The organism is Streptomyces sp. NPDC104371 (assembly GCF_055583785.1).
Genome location: NZ_JBVJNF010000015.1, coordinates 1 through 19,172, shown reverse-complemented (window position 1 = coordinate 19,172; position 19,172 = coordinate 1). Strand labels below are relative to the sequence as shown.

At 72.7% G+C, this 19,172-nt stretch carries 16 protein-coding genes; 9 read left to right on the top strand and 7 right to left on the bottom strand.

Annotated features, from left to right (window positions below):
• Nucleotides 1-117: 117 nt before the first annotated feature.
• Complete coding sequence (locus ACZ60T_RS31805) at nucleotides 118-1,068, bottom strand: HhH-GPD family protein (protein WP_469669111.1); 951 nt, start codon at nucleotides 1,066-1,068, stop codon at nucleotides 118-120.
• Between the two features lie 274 nt (nucleotides 1,069-1,342).
• On the opposite strand from ACZ60T_RS31805, the gene ACZ60T_RS31800 reads away from it, so the two are divergent.
• Nucleotides 1,343-2,131: a hypothetical protein gene (locus tag ACZ60T_RS31800; protein WP_469669109.1), complete on the top strand. Its 789-nt coding sequence runs from the start codon at nucleotides 1,343-1,345 to the stop codon at nucleotides 2,129-2,131.
• A gap of 15 nt (nucleotides 2,132-2,146) precedes the next feature.
• On the opposite strand, the gene ACZ60T_RS31795 is transcribed toward ACZ60T_RS31800, so the two are convergent.
• From ACZ60T_RS31795 to radA, 3 genes are all read right to left on the bottom strand, one after another.
• Nucleotides 2,147-2,506, bottom strand: a complete 360-nt coding sequence (locus tag ACZ60T_RS31795) for a DUF6204 family protein (RefSeq protein ID WP_469669107.1) — start codon at nucleotides 2,504-2,506, stop codon at nucleotides 2,147-2,149.
• A gap of 269 nt (nucleotides 2,507-2,775) precedes the next feature.
• On the bottom strand, nucleotides 2,776-3,900 hold the full coding sequence (gene disA, locus ACZ60T_RS31790) for a DNA integrity scanning diadenylate cyclase DisA (protein ID WP_365635096.1): 1,125 nt from the start codon (nucleotides 3,898-3,900) through the stop codon (nucleotides 2,776-2,778).
• A gap of 81 nt (nucleotides 3,901-3,981) precedes the next feature.
• The gene (gene radA, locus ACZ60T_RS31785; RefSeq protein ID WP_365635099.1) at nucleotides 3,982-5,391 is read right to left on the bottom strand and encodes a DNA repair protein RadA; all 1,410 of its coding nucleotides are present in this window, start codon (nucleotides 5,389-5,391) and stop codon (nucleotides 3,982-3,984) included.
• A 245-nt stretch (nucleotides 5,392-5,636) separates the two neighbouring features.
• Between radA and ACZ60T_RS31780 the strand changes: the two genes are divergently transcribed.
• A complete protein-coding gene (locus ACZ60T_RS31780; RefSeq protein ID WP_469669105.1) occupies nucleotides 5,637-7,367 on the top strand; it encodes a BACON domain-containing protein in 1,731 nt (576 codons plus the stop codon).
• A gap of 27 nt (nucleotides 7,368-7,394) precedes the next feature.
• Here ACZ60T_RS31780 and ACZ60T_RS31775 read toward each other — a convergent pair whose 3' ends face one another.
• Complete coding sequence (locus ACZ60T_RS31775) at nucleotides 7,395-8,255, bottom strand: DUF3109 family protein (RefSeq protein ID WP_365635105.1); 861 nt, start codon at nucleotides 8,253-8,255, stop codon at nucleotides 7,395-7,397.
• A gap of 41 nt (nucleotides 8,256-8,296) precedes the next feature.
• Here ACZ60T_RS31775 and ACZ60T_RS31770 point away from each other — a divergent pair, with 41 nt between their 5' ends.
• From ACZ60T_RS31770 to ilvD, 3 genes are all read left to right on the top strand, one after another.
• A complete protein-coding gene (locus ACZ60T_RS31770; RefSeq protein WP_469669104.1) occupies nucleotides 8,297-9,229 on the top strand; it encodes a Ppx/GppA family phosphatase in 933 nt (310 codons plus the stop codon).
• 239 nt (nucleotides 9,230-9,468) lie between these two features.
• On the top strand, nucleotides 9,469-10,293 hold the full coding sequence (locus ACZ60T_RS31765; protein ID WP_469669102.1) for a sugar phosphate isomerase/epimerase family protein: 825 nt from the start codon (nucleotides 9,469-9,471) through the stop codon (nucleotides 10,291-10,293).
• A gap of 166 nt (nucleotides 10,294-10,459) precedes the next feature.
• Complete coding sequence (gene ilvD / locus ACZ60T_RS31760) at nucleotides 10,460-12,313, top strand: dihydroxy-acid dehydratase (protein WP_365635113.1); 1,854 nt, start codon at nucleotides 10,460-10,462, stop codon at nucleotides 12,311-12,313.
• Nucleotides 12,314-12,357: 44 nt separating this feature from the next.
• Here ilvD and ACZ60T_RS31755 read toward each other — a convergent pair whose 3' ends face one another.
• Complete coding sequence (locus ACZ60T_RS31755; protein WP_469669101.1) at nucleotides 12,358-14,499, bottom strand: protein kinase domain-containing protein; 2,142 nt, start codon at nucleotides 14,497-14,499, stop codon at nucleotides 12,358-12,360.
• A gap of 143 nt (nucleotides 14,500-14,642) precedes the next feature.
• On the opposite strand from ACZ60T_RS31755, the gene ACZ60T_RS31750 reads away from it, so the two are divergent.
• From ACZ60T_RS31750 to proC, 4 genes are all read left to right on the top strand, one after another.
• On the top strand, nucleotides 14,643-14,933 hold the full coding sequence (locus ACZ60T_RS31750; protein ID WP_365635119.1) for an SH3 domain-containing protein: 291 nt from the start codon (nucleotides 14,643-14,645) through the stop codon (nucleotides 14,931-14,933).
• Between the two features lie 343 nt (nucleotides 14,934-15,276).
• Entirely contained in the window at nucleotides 15,277-15,807 is a 531-nt protein-coding gene (locus tag ACZ60T_RS31745; RefSeq protein WP_469669099.1) for an EamA/RhaT family transporter, read from the top strand.
• A 50-nt stretch (nucleotides 15,808-15,857) separates the two neighbouring features.
• Nucleotides 15,858-16,634, top strand: a complete 777-nt coding sequence (locus ACZ60T_RS31740; RefSeq protein WP_469669098.1) for a methyltransferase domain-containing protein — start codon at nucleotides 15,858-15,860, stop codon at nucleotides 16,632-16,634.
• Nucleotides 16,635-16,795: 161 nt separating this feature from the next.
• The gene (gene proC, locus ACZ60T_RS31735; protein ID WP_469669097.1) at nucleotides 16,796-17,608 is read left to right on the top strand and encodes a pyrroline-5-carboxylate reductase; all 813 of its coding nucleotides are present in this window, start codon (nucleotides 16,796-16,798) and stop codon (nucleotides 17,606-17,608) included.
• 45 nt (nucleotides 17,609-17,653) lie between these two features.
• On the opposite strand, the gene trpS is transcribed toward proC, so the two are convergent.
• Nucleotides 17,654-18,652, bottom strand: a complete 999-nt coding sequence (gene trpS, locus ACZ60T_RS31730) for a tryptophan--tRNA ligase (protein WP_469669096.1) — start codon at nucleotides 18,650-18,652, stop codon at nucleotides 17,654-17,656.
• Nucleotides 18,653-19,172: the final 520 nt, after the last annotated feature.

Genomic DNA, 19,172 nt, shown 5'->3' with positions numbered 1-19,172 from the left:
CTGAGGGATGCGGCGAGCTGTGACAGGGCCGGGGGTGGGCTGTGGCCGCGCTGAGAGATCGGTGTGCGCGGTCCGCCCGGACGCCCGCGGGAGGGCGGGTGTCCGGGCAGGGCGCTGTCAGGTGAGCGGGAGACGGTAGAGGCCCCCGGGGAGGGGCTCCACCAGGCCGTCGGAGACAAGGCCGTCCAGCGCGCGGGCGCGCTGCACCGGCTCGTCCCAGACGCGGTCGAGGACCGACTGCGGAACCGGGTGCGAGGCCTCCCGCAGGACGGCCAGGAGCCGGCCGCGCACCTGGCGGTCCGTGCCCGCGTACGTCTGGCCGCGGCGCGGTGGGCCCTCGTGCTCCGGCTTCCCGGCCAGCCGCCAGGCGCACCGGCCGGCGATCGGGCACTGGTGGCAGGTCTCGTTCTTCGCGGTGCACACCAGCGCGCCGAGCTCCATGGACGCGGCGGCCCAGCGGGAGGCGGTGCGCTCGTCCTCGGGCAGCAGCGCGCGGGCGAGCTTGCGCTCGGCGGCGGTCGTGGCGTTGGGCGGGTACTGCACACCGGTGACCGCGCGTGCCAGGACGCGGCGCACATTGGTGTCGAGGACCGCGTGCCGCTGGCCGTAGGCGAAGGAGGCGACCGCCGCGGCCGTGTACTCGCCGATGCCGGGCAGGGCGAGAAGTTGGGCGTGGTCGGTGGGGACGTCGCCGCCGTGCCGCTCCGCTATGGCGACGGCGGCGCCGTGCAGGCGCAGTGCGCGGCGTGGATAGCCGAGGCGGCCCCAGGCGCGGACGGCCTCGCCGGGCGGTTCCTTGGCGAGGTCCGCGGGGCGTGGCCAGCGGGCGAGCCACTGTTCGTAGACGGGCAGAACGCGGTTGACCGGCGTCTGCTGCAGCATGAACTCGCTGACCATCACGCCCCAGGGCCCGGCCTCGGGGCGCCGCCAGGGCAGGTCGCGGGCGTGCTCGTCGAACCAGGCGATGACAGGGGCGTGCAGGCCCCGGTCGGACGCTTGGCCGGTGGTGTCGTCGGCGGGGGCCGGAGCGGGGGCGGGGGCAGGAGGGGGGCTCGTGGGTGCAGTCATGACGTCTTCGATCCTGCCACGGGAAGGGTGGTGCGGTGGGGGAGCGGCTCGGGATGAGGGTGCGTGTGTCGGTCCGGAGCCGCCGTGCGGGGGCATGGCGTCATGCGGCCGGTGAGCGGGTGCGCGTGTCCGCGCGGGGGTCGGTGCCGGGGCCGGAGGGCGCTTGCGGAGGGCGTGGACGGGGCGTGCGGCGCGGGATGATGATCCGGAAAAGTTGGGGCTGTGGCGGCGGGTGGGGCAGGGCGCGGCTCCGATCTCTCGTACAGTTTGGGCCGTGGGATCTCTGCGCAATCCGGTCGGGCCGCTTCCCTCCTCCATCTACTGGCGACGGAGGGCCGTAATGTTGTCCGTACTCGCCCTGTTGGTGCTGTTCCTCGTGTGGGCGGTCACCTCTTCCTCGGGCGGCGGTGGCAAGCCCGAGGCGAGCGGCGAGAACGGGAAGCACCCCACATCGTCGATCACGCCGGGACCCTCCGGCACCGGGCCCGCGATCAGCCAACACCCGGGCGGGCGCGACGAGTCGGACGACGAGGGCGGGGCGGGGACGGCCGGGTCCTCGGGGTCGGACGGCTCCTCCGACGACGAGGGCGCCGGGTCGGACGGCGGTGACGGCAGCGGTTCCTCCGGCAAGCCGATCAAGGCGGGTTCGGGCACCTCGCTGCCCAACTGCACCGCGGACATGACGAAGTTGGGCGTACGCAGTGTGCACAACAGCTACGCGCCCGGGGAGAGCCCCGCGTTCCGACTGAGCGCCGTGAACTCGTCCGACAAGGACTGCAAGGTCGATCTCGGGCCGAAGAAGGCCGTGTTGACGATCACTCAGTCGTCCAGTGACAACACCATCTGGTCCTCGGCCGACTGCCCGAGCGGCGCGGGAAGCGTGCTGTACCGCGTGCCCGCGGGCGGCCGTGCCGCGCTCACGGTGAAGTGGGACCGCAAGCCGAGCGCCCCGAACTGCGCCACACCGCCCGCGGGTTCGGCGAAGGCGGGCACGTATCTGGTGGAGGCGAAGGCGCCCGGCTTCCCGAGCGTGCCCACGTCGTTCGTGCTGTCGAAGGACTGAGACGCCGCAAGGGGACTACGAGGACGCGTTCCTGAGGGTTCGGCGCTGCCGCTTGCCGAGGGGGGCCTGGGAGAGATCCTCGGCCTTGGAGCGGAGGTTCTTGTAGCCGTATCCGCGGGCGGAGAGCCAGGCCTTCGCCGCCTCTTCGGCGCGTTCCGTCGCGGTCAGGATGTCCTCCTCGGCCTCGCCCGAGTCCTGGAAGCGGAAGGTGAAGGCGGGGCGGGCGGCGATGTCGTAAGTGAGGTTGCCCTCCGGGGTGAAGGCCGCGCGCAGCACGTCGTGCTCCGCGGCCCGCTCCTGGAGTTCGGCCCGTTGCCCGTCGTCGAGGCCGTCGAAGACACCGCGGACGGTGATGCGGAAGGTACGGATACTCATCCTGCGAACGTAGACGCGGGGACCGGTGCGCCTCCACCGGGTTTCCGTCGAGCCCGGCCTGATCCGAACACGGGGCCGAGTCCGGCCTGATCCGAACGAGAGGCCCTAAGGGCTGTCCCGTAATCCCTGGCGGGCGCGCGGCGTCAGCTACGGCACCTCGCCGCGTTGTCGGAACGCCCGCATACATCCAGTATGCGGACGTCCCTCCGCCTTGCGATGCACCGCATCTGACGCCGCGCGCTGATCCACCAGGGATTACGGGACAGCCCTTAGACGTACCGCTCCAGGATCGACGACTCCGCCAGGCGTGACAGGCCCTCGCGGACGCTGCGGGCCCGTGCCTCGCCGACGCCGTCCACCGTCTGGAGGTCGTCGACGCTCGCCGCGAGCAGCTTCTGGAGGCCGCCGAAGTGCTCCACCAGACGGTCGATGATCGCGCCGGGCAGCCGGGGGACCTTCGCCAGCAGCCGGAAGCCGCGCGGCGAGACCGCCATGTCGAGGGCCTCGGGGGAGCCGGTGTAGCCCAACGCGCGGGCCACCGTGGACAGTTCGAGAAGCTCGCCCTGGCGCAGCGCGTCCAGCTCGGACAGCGCCTCCTCGACCGTACGGGAGCGCTTCGCGGTCGGCTCGGGCACGTAGTCGCGCACCACCAGCTCGCGCTCGGGCTCCACGCCCGCGATCAGCTCGTCCAACTGGAGGGCGAGCAGTCGGCCGTCCGTGCCCAGCTCGACCACGTACTCCGCGATCTCCGTGGCGATCCGGCGGACCATCTCCAGCCGCTGGGCCACCGCCGAGACGTCCCGGACGGTGACCAGGTCCTCGATCTCCAGCGCGGACAGCGTGCCCGCCACCTCGTCCAGGCGGAGCTTGTAGCGCTCCAGCGTGGCCAGGGCCTGGTTGGCGCGGGACAGGATGGCCGCCGAGTCCTCCAGGACGCGGCGCTGGCCGTCGACGTACAGCGCGATCAGGCGCATCGACTGGGAGACGGAGACCACCGGGAAGTTGACCTGCTTGCTGACGCGGTCCGCCGTGCGATGGCGCGTGCCCGTCTCCTCCGTGGGGATCCGGGGGTCCGGGACGAGCTGCACACCGGCGCGCAGGATCTTCGACAGATCCGAGGAGAGCACGATGCCGCCGTCCAGCTTGCACAGCTCCCGCAGCCGGGTCGCGGTGAACTCGACGTCCAGCACGAAACCGCCCGTGCACATCGCCTCGACGGTCTTGTCGGAGCCGAGCACGATCAGACCGCCGGTGTTGCCGCGGAGCACCCGCTCCAGGCCGTCACGCAGGGCCGTACCCGGCGCCACGGCGCTCAGCGAGGCGCGCATCAGCCCATCGGCACCGGAACTCCCACCGGACTTCCCGGGAGCTGCCGCCCGGTCGTTGGCTGCCACTGCACTCCTCCGGTCGCAGGTTCTGGGGCGCTCCCGTGTCGCACACTCGGTTCGTACGGACGGGTGAGACCAGGGCAAAGTCTACCGGCGGTCCTCCGCCTCCCGTGGGGCCTCCCGACGACGAGAGCGCGGCAGGACACGCAGCGCGTCCCCCACATCCGCCACTTCCAGCACCTTCATCCCGGGCGGGATCTTGCCCGGGTCGGTCGGTACGAGCGCGTGCGTGAAGCCCAGGCGATGGGCCTCGGAGAGCCGCCGCTGGACCCCCGTGACCCGTCTGACCTCGCCCGCGAGGCCCACCTCGCCGATCGCGACGAGGTTCTTCGGCAGCGGGGTGTCACTCGCGGCGGAGGCGAGCGCGAGGGCGATCGCGAGGTCCGCGGCCGGCTCCGAGAGCCGTACGCCGCCCACCGTCGCCGAGTAGATGTCCTGTTTGCCGAGCGCCTTGATCCGGCCCCGCTGCTCCAGCACGGCGAGCATCATCGAGACCCGGGAGGTTTCCAGGCCCGACGTCGTACGCCGCGGGGAGGGGATCTGGGTGTCGACCGTGAGGGCCTGCACCTCGGCCACCAGGGGGCGGCGGCCCTCCAGGGTGACGGTCAGGCAGGTGCCCGGGACCGGCTCGTCGCGGCGGGTCAGGAACAGGCCGCTGGGGTCCGTGAGGCCCGTGATGCCCTCGTCGTGCAGCTCGAAGCAGCCGACCTCGTCCGTCGCGCCGTACCGGTTCTTGACGCCGCGCACCAGGCGCAGGCGCGCGTGCCGGTCGCCCTCGAAGTGCAGCACGACGTCCACGAGGTGTTCGAGCAGGCGGGGGCCCGCGATCGCGCCGTCCTTGGTGACATGGCCCACCAGCAGCGTGGCCATGCCGCGCTCCTTGGAGGCGCGGATCAGCGCGCCCGCGACCTCGCGCACCTGGGCCATGCCGCCGGGGGCGCCGTCGATCTCCGGGGAGGCGATGGTCTGCACGGAGTCGAGGATGAGCAGCGAGGGCTTCACCGCGTCCAAGTGGCCGAGGACGGCGGAGAGGTCGGTCTCCGCCGCCAGGAAGAGATGGTCGTCGATGGCCCCGATGCGATCGGCGCGCAGCCGCACCTGGCTCGCCGACTCCTCGCCGGTCACATACAGCGTGCGGTGCTCGTCGCTCGCGGCCTTGGCCGCGACGTCCAGCAGGAGCGTGGACTTGCCGACGCCGGGCTCACCCGCGAGCAGCACGACCGCGCCGGGCACGAGGCCGCCCCCGAGGACGCGGTCCAGCTCGGGCACGCCGGTGGAGCGGGCCGTGGCCTGGCGGCCGTCGACCTGGCCGATGGGCAGCGCGGACGAGGTCACCCGGCCCGGCGCCGTGGTCCGCACCGCGGGCGCGCCGTACTCCTCGACCGTCCCCCAGGCCTGGCACTCGGGGCAGCGGCCGAGCCACTTCGCGGTCTGCCAGCCGCATTCGGTGCAGCGGTAGGACGGCCGGTCCTTGGTGGTCTTCGTACGGGCAGCCATGGACGAAACCGTAGCCGAGGCCACTGACACCCCGGCGGCCTGTGCGTTCTTCTCCGGCCAGCCAGCGGCCCGGCAGCGGCCTGGGAGAGGCCCGGCGGCGGGCTCGGCAGCGGGCCACGGACGCACGGAAGACCACGGAAGTGGCCGTTCGTATCACCTTATGGAAGATCGTTTCACCCGTACGGAGTAAATGTGCGCAAGGGAGCAGAAGGCGCGACCCTGCGGCGCCTACGGTCGCACGGGTGATGAGCAGCAGGCCGGATACCTCCACGCACGCCACCGGCGCTCACCCGGCGCGCGGGGACGCACGCAAGCCGGGGAGCGCGCCTCGTGGTGCGAACACCCGCACCACGGCCGAGAGCCCGCCCACGTCCTACGAGCCGTATGTGGACGCCCTGTTCACCTACTGCCTGTCCGTGCTGTGTGATCACGACACGGCGACCGCCGCCCTCGGCGAGGCCCTGGTGCTCGCCGAGCGCCGTGGCGCGCGCGGCCCGGCGGCCCCCGACGACCGGCGCGCCTGGCTGTACGCCCTCGCCCGCTGGGCCTGTCTGCGCAGGCTCGCCGAGGCCCGGTGGCGCCGCCAGGCCGGTCATGCCGCCGGGCGCGATCGCGGCGCTCGCGCGCACAAGGAGGCGGCCGACCGGCGCGCGGCCGACGCGATCCGCGCCGCCGCGCTCCCCGAGGAGGTCAAGGAGCTGCGACGGCGGGAACTCTCCCGGCTCGCCTGGCCGGAGGCCGCCGGGACCACCCCCGAGCAGCGCGAGGCGCTCGAACTCGCCGTACGCCACCAGCTCGCCGCCCATGAGGTCGCCGCCGTGCTCGGCATGGAACTCGCCCCCGCGCGCGAGCTGCTCGCCTCCGCCGCCTGCGAGGTCGAGCGCACCCGCACCGCCCTCGCCGTCCTCGAACTCGGAAGCTGCCCGAGCGTCGCGGGCCTCACCGACGACCCCCGGGTCGTCCTCGGCGCCGCGCTGCGCCGCGAGCTGGTCCGCCATGTCGACGACTGCCCGCGCTGCCGCCGCACCGCCGAGCGCGCCACCCCCGGCAACTGGCCCGGCACCAGCGTCACCCCCGCCGCGCTGCCCATCCTCCCGGCCCCGAAGGAGGCCCTGCGCACCGCGATGGCGCACGCGCCCCGCGCGCGCGGCGCCGCGCCCCGCTTCGACCGGCGCGGCTTCCCCCTGGACCCGAAGGACCACGCGGCCCGCCGCGACCGCCTGCGTACGTACGCCATCACCACGACCGTGGTCGCCGCCGTGGTCGCGGCCCCCGTCCTCGCCGTCTGGGCCGCCTACCGCGGCGCGCCCCTCACCGACGACGCCGCCGACGGCCGTACCGCCACCGCACCCGAGGCGCACGGCCCCGGCACCCTCGGCGGCGAGGGCACGGCGGGCTACGAGAACGCGGGCAACGCCCGGACGAAACGGGGCCCCCGCGCCGACCGGAACCACCCCGCGCCGAACGTCTCCGTCGAGGTCGTCGGCGCACCGACCGGCGCCCAGGGGGAGGCGCCTCTCACGGTGACGGCGGGCAACGACGGCACGGCCACGCTCATCACACTGACGGCCTCCGGGGACTCACCCGTCCACTGGTCCCTGTCCACGAGCGCCCCCTGGCTCCGTCTGAGCCGGTCCTCGGGGACGCTCGCCCCGGGCGCGTCGGTCACCGTCGAGGTGCGTGTCGATCACCGTCGCGAGCCCGTCGGCGCCTGGCACGCGCGCCTGACCGTGGCCCCTGCGGACGCCGTGGTCTCGCTCGACGGATACGGCTCCGCGGGCCCGTCCACCCCGCGTCCCACGCCCACGCGTCCCGTTCCGTCCCGGCCCACGCCGAGCGGTCCGACGTCCGGCCCGCGCCCCACGCCCGTGGACCCGACGCCGACGGAGCCGCCGCCCACGAGCCCGCCCACCTCCGACCCGCCGCCCCCGACGTCACCGCCGCCGGGCAGCGGCCCGCCGAGCCCGGCGGCGTAGGACCGAGGCAGACGCCCGAGGCGCGGCTCAGACCTCCGGGTCGGCGGGATGCGGGGCCACCAGCGGCAACCGCGAGGCCAGCCGCTGCTCGCACAGCTCGACCAGGCGCGCGTACCCCGCCTTGCCCATCAGCTCAATCAGCTCGGCCCGGTAGGAGACGTAGACCGGCTCGCCCGCGCCGTGCGCCGAGGTCGCCGAGGTGCACCACCAGTGCAGATCGTGGCCGCCCGGTCCCCAGCCCCGGCGGTCGTACTCGCCGATCGAGATCTGCAGGACCCGGGTGTCATCGGGCCGGTCGATCCACTCGTACGTGCGCCGGATCGGGAGCTGCCAGCAGACGTCCGGCTTGGTCTCCAGCGGTTCACGGCCCTCGCGCAGCGCGAGGATGTGCAGCGAGCAGCCGGCGCCGCCCGGGAAGCCCGGCCGGTTCTGGAAGATGCACGAGCCCTGGTACGGGCGGGTCTGCCGCGAACCCTCGTCGTCCTCCGTGATCCAGCCCGTCTCCATGCCCACGTCATGGTGCTGCCAGAGTTCCGGCGTCAGCCGTGCCACATGCTCGGCCACACGCTTCTCGTCGTCCTCGTCCGAGAAGTGCGCGCCCAGCGAGCAGCAGCCGTCATCGGCGCGGCCCGCCTGGATGCCCTGGCAGCCGCTGCCGAACACACAGGTCCAGCGCGATGTCAGCCAGGTCAGATCGCACCGGAAGACCTGCTCGTCGTCGGCCGGATCGGGGAACTCCACCCACGCGCGCGCGAAGTCGAGCCCCTTCTCGTCGCTCGCCCTCGCGTCCATCGCGGACAGGGACGCCTTCGCCTGCGAAGAACCCTTCGCCTTCTTCTTGTTCTTCTTGGAAGGTTTGTCAGGCTTCGCCTTCTTCGTCTTTGGCACGAGTCCAGGGTAAGCGTCGTACAGCCAGTAGCGTTCCGCCCATGAGACTCGGTGTCCTCGATGTGGGTTCGAACACGGTGCATCTGCTGGTGGTGGACGCGCACCCCGGCGCGCGTCCGCTGCCCGCGCACTCGCACAAGGCGGATCTGCGGCTCGCTCAACTCCTCGACGGCGACGGGGCGATCGGCTCCGAGGGGGTCGACCGGCTGATCACGGTCGTCCTGGACGCCCGCCAGGCGGCCGAGGACAAGGGCGTCGAGGATCTGCTGCCCTTCGCCACCTCCGCGGTGCGCGAGGCGAGCAACGCGGACCAGGTGCTGGCCCGTGTCGAGGAGGCCACCGGGGTCCGGCTCCAGGTGCTGGCCGGCGAGGAGGAGGCCCGGCTGACCTTCCTCGCGGCCCGCCGCTGGTTCGGCTGGTCGGCGGGCAAGCTGCTCGTCCTCGACATCGGCGGCGGCTCGCTGGAGATCGCGTACGGCATGGACGAGGAACCCGACGCGGCGGTGTCGCTGCCCCTCGGCGCGGGGCGGCTGACCGCGGCCTGGCTGCCCGGCGACCCCCCGGAGCCCGCCGACGTGAAGGAGCTGCGCCGCCATGTGCGGGCCCGGATCGCCCGTACGGTCGGCGAGTTCAGCCGCCTCGGGGCGCCCGACCATGTCGTCGCCACCTCCAAGACGTTCCGGCAGCTCGCCCGGCTCGCGGGGGCGGCGCGTTCCGCCGAGGGCCTGTATGTGCAGCGCGAGCTGAAGCGGGAGTCGCTGGAGGCGTGGGTGCCGCGGCTGGCCGGGATGACGGCCGTCGAGCGCTCGGACCTGCCCGGTGTCTCCACGGGCCGCGCGGGTCAGCTCCTCGCCGGGGCGCTGGTCGCCGAGGGCGTCATGGACCTGTTCGACGTGGAGGTGCTGGAGATCTGCCCCTGGGCGCTGCGGGAGGGCGTGATCCTGCGGCGCCTCGACCACATGGGTCCGCAGTAGCGCATGGGCCCGCAGTAGGGCGGTGGCGGCGATGGGCCGGTGGCGGCGGTGGCGGCGGTGGCGGCGGTGGGGGCCCGCCTGTCCGGGCGTTCTCAGCCCCTGTGGCGGCCCGCCCTGTCCGGGCATTCCCGGCCCCTGTGGCGGCCCGCCCCGTCCGCCCGCTCCCGGCCCTCTGGGGCGGTCCGCCCCGTCCGTCGTTCCCGGCACACGCGTCAAGGGCAACCCGTACGCTGTCCCTCGTGGCAGAACCAGCAGTGCGCGTCCCGGAGATGAAGGTCGCCCTGTCGACGGCCTCCGTCTATCCGGAGTCGACGGCGACGGCCTTCGAGATGGCGGCGCGGCTCGGGTACGACGGCGTCGAGCTCATGGTGTGGACCGACCCGGTCAGCCAGGACATCGACGCGCTGCGCAGGCTCAGCGACTACCACCGGATCCCCGTACTGGCCGTCCACGCCCCCTGTCTGCTGATCACCCAGCGCGTCTGGTCCACCGACCCCTGGGTCAAGCTCCAGCGCGCCCGCGCCGCCGCCGAGAAGCTGGGCGCGGGCACCGTCGTCGTCCACCCGCCCTTCCGCTGGCAGCGCCAGTACGCGCGCGGCTTCGTGGACGGCATCTGGCGCATGGCCGACGAGACCGATGTGCGCTTCGCCGTCGAGAACATGTACCCCTGGCGCTACCGGGACCGCGAGATGCTCGCGTACGCCCCCGACTGGGACGTCACCCAGGACGACTACCGGCACTTCACGATCGACCTCAGCCACACCGCGACGGCCCGCACGGACGCGCTGGACATGATCGACCGCATGGGCGACCGGCTCGGCCACATCCACCTCGCCGACGGCAACGGCTCCAGCAAGGACGAGCATCTCGTCCCCGGCCGCGGCAGCCAGCCCTGCGCCGAGCTCCTGGAGCGGCTGGCGCGCACCGGGTTCGACGGGTACGTCGTCATCGAGGTCAACACCCGCCGCGCCATGTCCAGCGCGGAGCGCGAGGCCGACCTCGCGGAGGCCCTCGCCTTCACCCGGCTCCATCTGGGGTCGTCGGTCAGACTGCCGCGCGGCTGAGCGGGGGCCGTACGCCGTGACGGCGGCCGGGGCGCGCTTCCTCGAGGCGTTCGGGGTGCCTGTCGGCCGAGACACGCGTCCCGCATTCCGGACACTCGTGTCCAGCCCTTGGAGCGGCGGCGTAGGCTCGACCTGAGTTCAGAACCCTCCGAAGGAGCGAGTGACGATGCCCGAGCTGAGGTCCCGCACGGTCACCCACGGCCGCAACATGGCGGGCGCCCGCGCCCTGATGCGCGCCTCCGGTGTACCCGGTGCGGACATCGGGCGGAAGCCGGTCATCGCGGTCGCCAACTCCTTCACGGAGTTCGTGCCGGGCCACACCCACCTCCAGCCGGTCGGCCGGATCGTCAGCGAGGCGATCAAGGAGGCCGGCGGCATCCCGCGCGAGTTCAACACCATCGCGGTGGACGACGGCATCGCCATGGGCCACGGCGGCATGCTCTACAGCCTGCCCTCCCGCGACCTGATCGCGGACAGCGTGGAGTACATGGTCGAGGCCCACCGCGCCGACGCCCTGGTCTGCATCTCCAACTGCGACAAGATCACCCCGGGCATGCTGATGGCGGCCCTGCGGCTGAACATCCCGGCCGTCTTCGTCTCCGGCGGTCCCATGGAGGCCGGGCGCGCCACGCTGGTCGACGGCACGGTGCGCACGCTCGACCTGATCGACGCCATCGCGGACGCCGCCAACGACAAGATCTCCGACGAGGACATCCTCCGTATCGAGGAGAACGCCTGTCCGACGTGCGGCTCCTGTTCCGGCATGTTCACCGCCAACTCGATGAACTGCCTGACCGAGGCGATCGGCCTCTCCCTGCCCGGCAACGGCTCGGTCCTGGCCACGCACACGGCCCGCCGGGCGCTGTACGAGGACGCGGCCCGCACGGTCATGGACCTGACCCGCCGCTACTACGAGCAGGACGACGAGACGGTCCTGCCGCGCAGCGTCGCCACCACCGCGGCCTTCGAGAACGCGATGGCCCTCGACATCGCGATGGGCGGCTCCACCAACACGATCCTGCACCTGCTGGCGGCGGCGCAGGAAGCGGGCGTCCCCTTCGGGCTCGCGGAGATCGACCAGGTCTCGCGCCGGGTCCCGTGCCTGGCGAAGGTGGCACCGAACGTCGCCAAGAACCGCACGTACTACATGGAGGACGTGCACCGCGCGGGCGGCATCCCCGCCCTCCTCGGCGAACTGCACCGCGCGGGCCTGCTGAACGAGGACGTGCACGCGGTCCACAGCCCGTCCCTCGCGGACTGGCTCAAGACCTGGGACGTCCGCGGCGGCTCCCCCTCCGCGGCGGCGGTCGAGCTGTGGCACGCCGCGCCCGGCTGTGTGCGCTCGGCCGAGGCCTTCTCCCAGTCCGAGCGCTGGGAGGCGCTGGACACGGACGCCGAGAGCGGCTGCATCCGCTCGGCGGAGCACGCGTACTCCAAGGACGGCGGCCTGGCAGTCCTGCGCGGCAATCTCGCGGTCGACGGCTGCGTGGTGAAGACCGCGGGTGTCGACGAGTCGATCTGGACGTTCGAGGGCCCGGCGGTCGTCTGCGAGTCGCAGGACGAGGCCGTCGAGAAGATCCTCACCCAGCGGATCAAGGAGGGCGACGTCGTCGTCATCCGCTACGAGGGCCCCAAGGGCGGTCCGGGCATGCAGGAGATGCTCTACCCGACCTCGTACCTGAAGGGCCGGGGCCTCGGCAAGGCCTGCGCGCTGATCACGGACGGCCGCTTCTCCGGCGGCACCTCGGGCCTGTCCATCGGCCACGCCTCCCCGGAGGCGGCGTCCGGGGGCACGATCGCGCTCGTCCAGGACGGCGACCGCATCCGCATCGACATCCCGGGCCGCGCCATCGAACTCCTCGTGTCCGACGAGGAGTTGGCCACCCGCCGGGCCGCCCTGAACGGCGTCTACGCCCCGGCGGACCGCGACCGCAAGGTCTCCGCCGCGCTGCGTGCCTACGCCGCGATGGCGACCAGCGCGGACAAGGGCGCGGTGCGGGACGTGACGAAGCTCGGCTGAGCCGTACCGCCCGAAGGGGCCGCTTCGGCGGCCCCTTCGGCAGGTCACCAGTCCGCCGGCCGACGCGCGTCCACGGCGAACAGCGAACCGTCGGGCGCGGTGGCGAACACCTTCCCGTCGGCCGCGATCGGAGCCGGCAGCGAGCTCGCCACGGAGTCCCCCTTGCCGCCGGGCCGCGCCCTCGTCTGCCCCAGCAGCCTGCCCCGCGCGGTGTCGACGGCGAACAGCCGCCCGTCCGCCGCGCTGAAGTAGAGCCGCCCGCCGGTCACCACAGGCGCCGAGGCGAAGGTGACGGCGGTCTCCAGCCGCCACCGCTGCGCCGAGGTCCGCGTGTCCACGGCGACGAGCGCACCGCCGTATCCGAGCAGATAGACCGTGTCCCCGTGCACGACCGTCTGGGGGCTCTGCAACGGGACGCGCAGCGGGGTACGGCGGACCTTCCGGTCGGCGACGTCGTAGCGCACGACGGCGTTCGTGTACGACTGCGCGTCGTACGAGGTGAGCCAGACCGCTCCGTCGTGCGCGCCCACCAGGCGCTGCGGACCGTCCAGCCGTCGCTGCCAGCGCGTGGCGCCGGTCTCCGGGTCCACGGCGGTCACCCGGGTGTCCGGCCCGGCCGCGCTCACGGCGTACGCCACCCCGTCCCCGTACGACTGGAAGACCGGCCGCGGCTGCCCCGGGATCGCGCGGTGCCACTTCTCCTCGCCCGTGGCGGCGTCGAGTGCCGTCACCGTCCCGTCGGCGCCGGTGAGCAGGACGGCCCCCGCGGCATGAGCGACACGGCCGTCGTACGGCGAGATGTCATGGGTCCAGCGGGGTGTGCCGGTCGCCGGGTCGAGCGCGGTCAGACGTGTGCCGTGTCGGCCCATGACGTGCAGCAGTTCGCCCGAGAGCACGGGTGGGCGCGGGCTGTCCCGCTGCGCCGTCCCGCCGCGTACCCACCGGACTCTTCCGGTGGCCGCGTCGACGGCGGCGGCCAGGACACCCGGCCGGGTGCAGTAGAGCGTGCGGGGGGTGTGGACGCACCGCGCCATGCCGTCGGCCGTGACGCCTGCCGCGCTCAGCTCGGTGCGCCAGCCGTGGAAGGCACTTGTGGGGGTCGCCGCGGTGGGCGTGCCGACCGCGGGTTCGTCGGAGCCGACGTAGACGAGGGCGCCCGCGAGGGCGGAGAGGACCGCGACGGCCGGGAGCCACAGGCGCCGTACGAGGCTCTTCCGACGCGAAGTCCGCCGGGAGCCAGGCGCCTTGGGGCCGGACTCGGGTGGCTTGATCTTGAGGTGGGTCGTGTCGTCACGCTGGTCTGGCCGGAAACCGCTCCGGTCGCGCTGCTGCGGTATGAACGCCTGGGTGTCGTACGAGGCGGACACCGACCGCAGCGCGTTCATCAACTCCTCAGCGGTGGGCCGGTCTTCCGGCTCCTTGGCCAGGCAACGGGCCACGAGCGGGGCCAGGTCCTGCGGTACGCCCGTCAAGTCCGGTTCTTCATGGACGACTTGGTACGCGACCAGGTACGGGCTGTCGGAGGCGAAGGGTCCGCTGCCGGTCGCGGCGTGGACGATGAGGGACCCGAGCGCGAAGACGTCCGCGGCCGGCCCGACCTCCCGTGGGCTGCGGAACTGCTCCGGAGCCATGAACGGCGGGGTGCCGATCAACTTGCCTGTCTCGGTGCGCAGTTCGCTGTCGGACGGCCGGGAGATCCCGAAGTCGATGACTTTCGGACCGTCCTCGGCCAGCAGCACGTTGCTGGGCTTGAGGTCGCGGTGCACGACCCCGGCCCGGTGGATGTCCCGCAGGGCCTCGGACAGGCCCGCCATGAGATGGCGCAGTCGCTCAGGGGGCAGCCCGCCGTTCCGCTTCACATGCTCGGAGAGGGTGGGGCCGGGGATGAAGAGCGTCGCCATCCAGGGGTGGTCGGCCTCGGGATCGGCGTCCACGACAGGTGCAGTGAAGGCGCCGCTGACCCGTCGTGCGGCCGCGACCTCCTGCCTGAAACGCCCCCGGAACTCGGGGTCCTGGGCGAACTCGGCGTGCACCACCTTGACCGCGAGCCGCAGCCCCGAGGCGGACCGCGCCAGATGCACGACCCCCATGCCGCCGGAGCCGAGCCGCGTCTCCAGCAGGTACTGCCCCACCTGCGGCGGAAGTTCCGCTTCCGGGTCAGTACCGGTGCTGCGCGGTGGCAGCATCACTCACCCCCCGTGAGTTCGTCCGCGTGTGCGACGCGCCGAGCCTAGTTGATGCTTCACACGAGACGACGGCGGCTTGCTAGCCTCTGCGCTCCACACGATCTGGCGTGAACCGATCGGAACCATCAACGGGGGAGGCCGACATGGCGACAGAGGACATCACGAGCGAGAGCACCGCGCAGGCGACCCGCACCTACCCGGTCGCACCGGGCGTCCGGGTCAACGTCCGCAGCGGCCCCGGCACCACCCACGACATCGTCCGGGTCCTGCCGGCGGGCGCGAGCGTGCCGATCTTCTGCCAGAAGGCGGGCACGACGGTGACGGGCACCTACGGCACGACGAACATCTGGGACTGCATCGGGAGCTCGGAGTACGTCTCGGACGCGTACGTGCACACGGGCAGCGACGGCTACATCGCGGCACGCTGCGCGTGACCCTGCGGCCGGGCCGCACCACGAGCAGGCGCGGCCCGTCAGTCTGAGGCGGAGGAACGGCGCGTACGCGCACGCCGGGTGGGGCGATGGGGGCCGACTGTGGCTGCGGGTGCCAGGCTTCGACCCGCGGCCAGGCCGCGGGCGCCTGGGCCATCGGCCCGTACGGCAGCTACGTCGGCCGACGGCGAGCACGCGCCCGATGCCTGCGCGTACAGCAGTGCCGACAGCTATGTCGCCCCGCAGTGTGGCTGATCCTCCCGCCGACAGGCCGCCGCGTCGCCGAGCGTGCGGTCCGTCCGCCGAGGCGGGGGAACGGCGCGTACGTGAGCACCGGGCAGAGGCGATGGGGGCCGATCGTGGGCGGAGCGATAATCGACGCGTGAGCGAAGAGAACGGCACTCCGGCCACCCCCAGGGGCCCCCGTCCCGAACCGATCCGCTTCTTCGGTACCACCTGGGTGGACCACGACGGCGGCTACGGGGCCCGTCGTGCCACCGTCGCGGTCGGTTCCCTGCTCGCCGCCGCAGCCGCCTGCCTCGTCCTGCGGCTCGCCTACGAGGGCCTCCAGATCGCCGCCGCGGGCACGCTGGTGTCCATGCTGATCGTGGTCATGTTCGCGGTGTGCAGTGCGCTGGCGTTCGGCCACACCTGGGGAGCCTTCGGCAAGCGCCCCGACCCGGAGCGCCAGGCCTCCCTCCGCGGCCTGCTGGCGATCGGGTTCATCGGCTCCCTCCTCGCGTACTTCGCGCGCTCGCTCAGCGAGGCGCCCGGGGAGAAGCTCCACCGCGAGGAGTACGAGACGGCTCGCGCCGCGTACGAGAAGCGGACCTCCCGCCGCACCGGCAACCCGTCCCGCAAGCGCCGCCGTTCCTGAACTGGGCCGAACTTCCCGCACCGGCGAGCGCGGCCCGCCAACATGGACGTATGACGGCCATGACCCACTCCGCCCGCGCCCACTCCTTCAACGCGGCCGCGGCCCAGTACGCCGCGAACCGTCCCTCCTACCCGCCCGCCCTCTTCGACGCCCTGGAAGACCTCGCCGCCCGGCCCCTCAGCGGCGCCCGCGTCGCGGACATCGGCGCCGGTACCGGTATCGCCACCGCACTCCTCAGGGCCCGTGGCGCCGAGGTCGTCGCCGTGGAGCCGGGCCCCGGCATGGCGGCCCAGTTCCGCACCGCCCTGCCCGACGTCCCTCTGCTGCGCGGCGACGGCAACACCCTGCCCCTCGCCACCGCCTCCATGGACGTCCTCACCTACGCCCAGTCCTGGCACTGGACCGACCCCGCCCGCTCGGTCCCGGAGGCCCTGCGGGTGCTGCGCCCCGGTGGCGCGCTCGCGCTGTGGTGGAACATGACCGCCCACGACGTCCCGTGGCTTGCCGAGCAGGATGAACGCGTCAGGCGATACGTCGGCGACAAGCAGTCAAGGCAAAAGGACGCCGAGGGCATCCGTCCGGAACACGCCTTCGCCGGAGCGGCCGAGACCCTGGCCCCCACCCACCGCCTGATCCGCTGGAGCCGCACGGTCCCGGTCGACACCCACCTCGCCAACATCGGCAGCCACTCCGTCCTCCTCGTCCTCGGCGAGGAGAAGGCGAACGCCTTCCTGGCCGAGGAGCGGGACCACCTCCTCGACGCCTTCCCGGACGGCCAGGTCGAGGAGGTGTACGACGTGCTGCTGATCGTGGCGACACGCCCTTGACGCACGAGGGCGCCCCCGCGACACGGGGCGGCGTGACCCACCGGGCCGCGCCGCCCCCGGGAGCGCCCGCGGCGTCCCGCTCCCCGGACAACGGCGCGGCCCCACCGCCCCCGGTGCGAGGATGAACGCGGACGAAGCAACCCGTGGAGGGCACCCGCACCATGACGCAGAAAGTCGCAGTCCTCGGCACCGGCAAGATCGGCGAAGCCCTGCTCAGCGGAATGATCCGGGCGGGCTGGGCCCCCGGTGACCTCCTGGTCACCGCCCGCCGCCCCGAACGCGCCGAGGAACTCCGCAGCCGCTACGGCGTCACCCCGGTCAGCAACACCGAGGCCGCGAAGACCGCCGACACCCTGATCCTGACGGTCAAGCCCCAGGACATGGGCACGCTCCTCGACGAACTCGCCCCGCACATCCCCGCCGACCGCCTGGTCGTCACGGGAGCCGCGGGCGTCCCCCTCTCCTTCTTCGAGGAACGCCTCACCGCCGGGACCCCGGTCGTCCGCGTCATGACGAACACCCCCGCGCTCGTCGACGAGGCCATGTCCGTCATCTCCGCCGGCAGCCATGCCACCGAGGCCCATCTCGCCCACACCGAGGAGATCTTCGGTGCCGTCGGCAAGACCCTGCGCGTGCCGGAGTACCAGCAGGACGCCTGCACCGCCCTCTCCGGCTCGGGCCCGGCGTACTTCTTCTACCTGGTCGAGGCCATGACCGACGCGGGCATCCTGCTCGGCCTGCCCCGCGACAAGGCCCACGAGCTGATCGTCCAGTCCGCGATCGGCGCCGCCGTGATGCTCCGCGACAGCGGCGAGCACCCGGTGAAGCTCCGCGAGAACGTCACCTCGCCCGCGGGCACCACGATCAACGCGATCCGCGAGCTGGAGAACCACGGGGTGCGCGCCGCGCTCATCGCCGCGCTGGAGGCCGCCCGCGACCGCAGCCGCGAGCTGGCCTCCGGCAACCACGGCTGACCGGTCACGCCCACCGCCGGGGGACCGGCGGTGGGCGCCATGGCCTCAGACGGCGGGCAGCAGCCCGATCGCCCGGTACGCGGCGTCCACGTACGGCCGGGCCATGCCCCGGGCCTGCTCCGCACCGGCCCGCAGCACCTCGTCGACGTACCCGGGATCCGCGCACAGCGCCTTGTGCCGCTCCTGCAAGGGCCGCAGCAACTCGACCACGGCCTCGGCGGCGTCCTTCTTCAGGGCGCCGTACGACGTGTACGTGCCACTGAGCGCCTCGGGGTCCCCGCCCCCGCACGCGGCGAGGATGTCCAGCAGATTGGCGACGCCCGGCCGGGCCTCCCGGTCGTACACGACGTCCGTGTGGCTGTCGGTGACCGCCCGCAGGACCTTCTTCCGCATCACCTCGGGCTCGTCGAGCAGGTAGACGATGCCCGGCCCGGAGTCGTCGGACTTCCCCATCTTCGAGGTCGGGTCCTGGAGGTTCATGACCCGCGCGGCCACCTTGGGCGGCGTCGCCTTCGGCACGGTGAACGTGTGCCCGTAGCGCTGGTTGAACCGCACCGCCAGATCCCGGGCCAGCTCCACGTGCTGCGTCTGGTCCTCGCCGACCGGCACCTCATCGGTTCCGTACGCCAGGATGTCCGCCGCCATCAGCGCCGGATACGTCAGCAGGGACAGCCGTACGCTGCCACCGCGCTCGCGTTCCCGCGCGGCCTTCTCCTTGTACTGGATCATGCGGCGCATCTCGCCGTCGGTGGCCACGCACTCCATCACGTACGACAGCCGCGCGTGCTCGTCCACATGACTCTGTACGAACACGGTGCACAGCTTGGGGTCGAGCCCCGCCGCCAGCAGCAGGGTGGCCGCCTGTCGGCTGAGCCTGCGCACCCGCGCCGGATCGTGGTCCACCGTCAACGCGTGCAGGTCCACGACGCAGAACAGCGCGTCGGCCTGGTGCTGGTCCACCTCGACCCACTGCTGGACGGCCCCCAGGTAGTTGCCCAGCGTCAGATGCCCGGTCGGCTTGATCCCGCTGAAGACCCGCTTCATCTCTACCTCCTGGTCGAGGCCGCCGTCCCCGGCCGGCCGACCCTCTGGAGGGAGATACGAGAACGGCCGCCGAGGCGGCGGCCGTTGCAATGCATACGTGAGGTCGGCCGCCTTCAGGCGGCCCACCAGAGTTGGGTGCACGTACGCGTAGTCATGGCCCTAGAGTACGCCTCGGGGATGCCGTCCGGGCAAGAGTTGACATACCCCCGCCGCATCCGTAATGTTCTCCGGGTTGTCCGACGTGAGCACCGACTCCGGTCGGTCCCCGGACAGTCATCCCGTACGTACCCACCACTGTTCGACGATCAGTCTGTTTGTCTGGCGTCGTTTCATTGGCATGTGTGTGTACGGAATGAGGAATCCACGTTCGAAAGGACGCGGCCCCCGATTAGCGTCGGGAGCTGGGAATCCGCTAAAGTCTCACTCGTCGGAACGGCCCAGCGGCCGGGAAGACAAGCCCCGCTGACGGGGAATCAGGGCCGAAAGGATCTGATAGAGTCAGAACCGCCGGAAAGGGAAA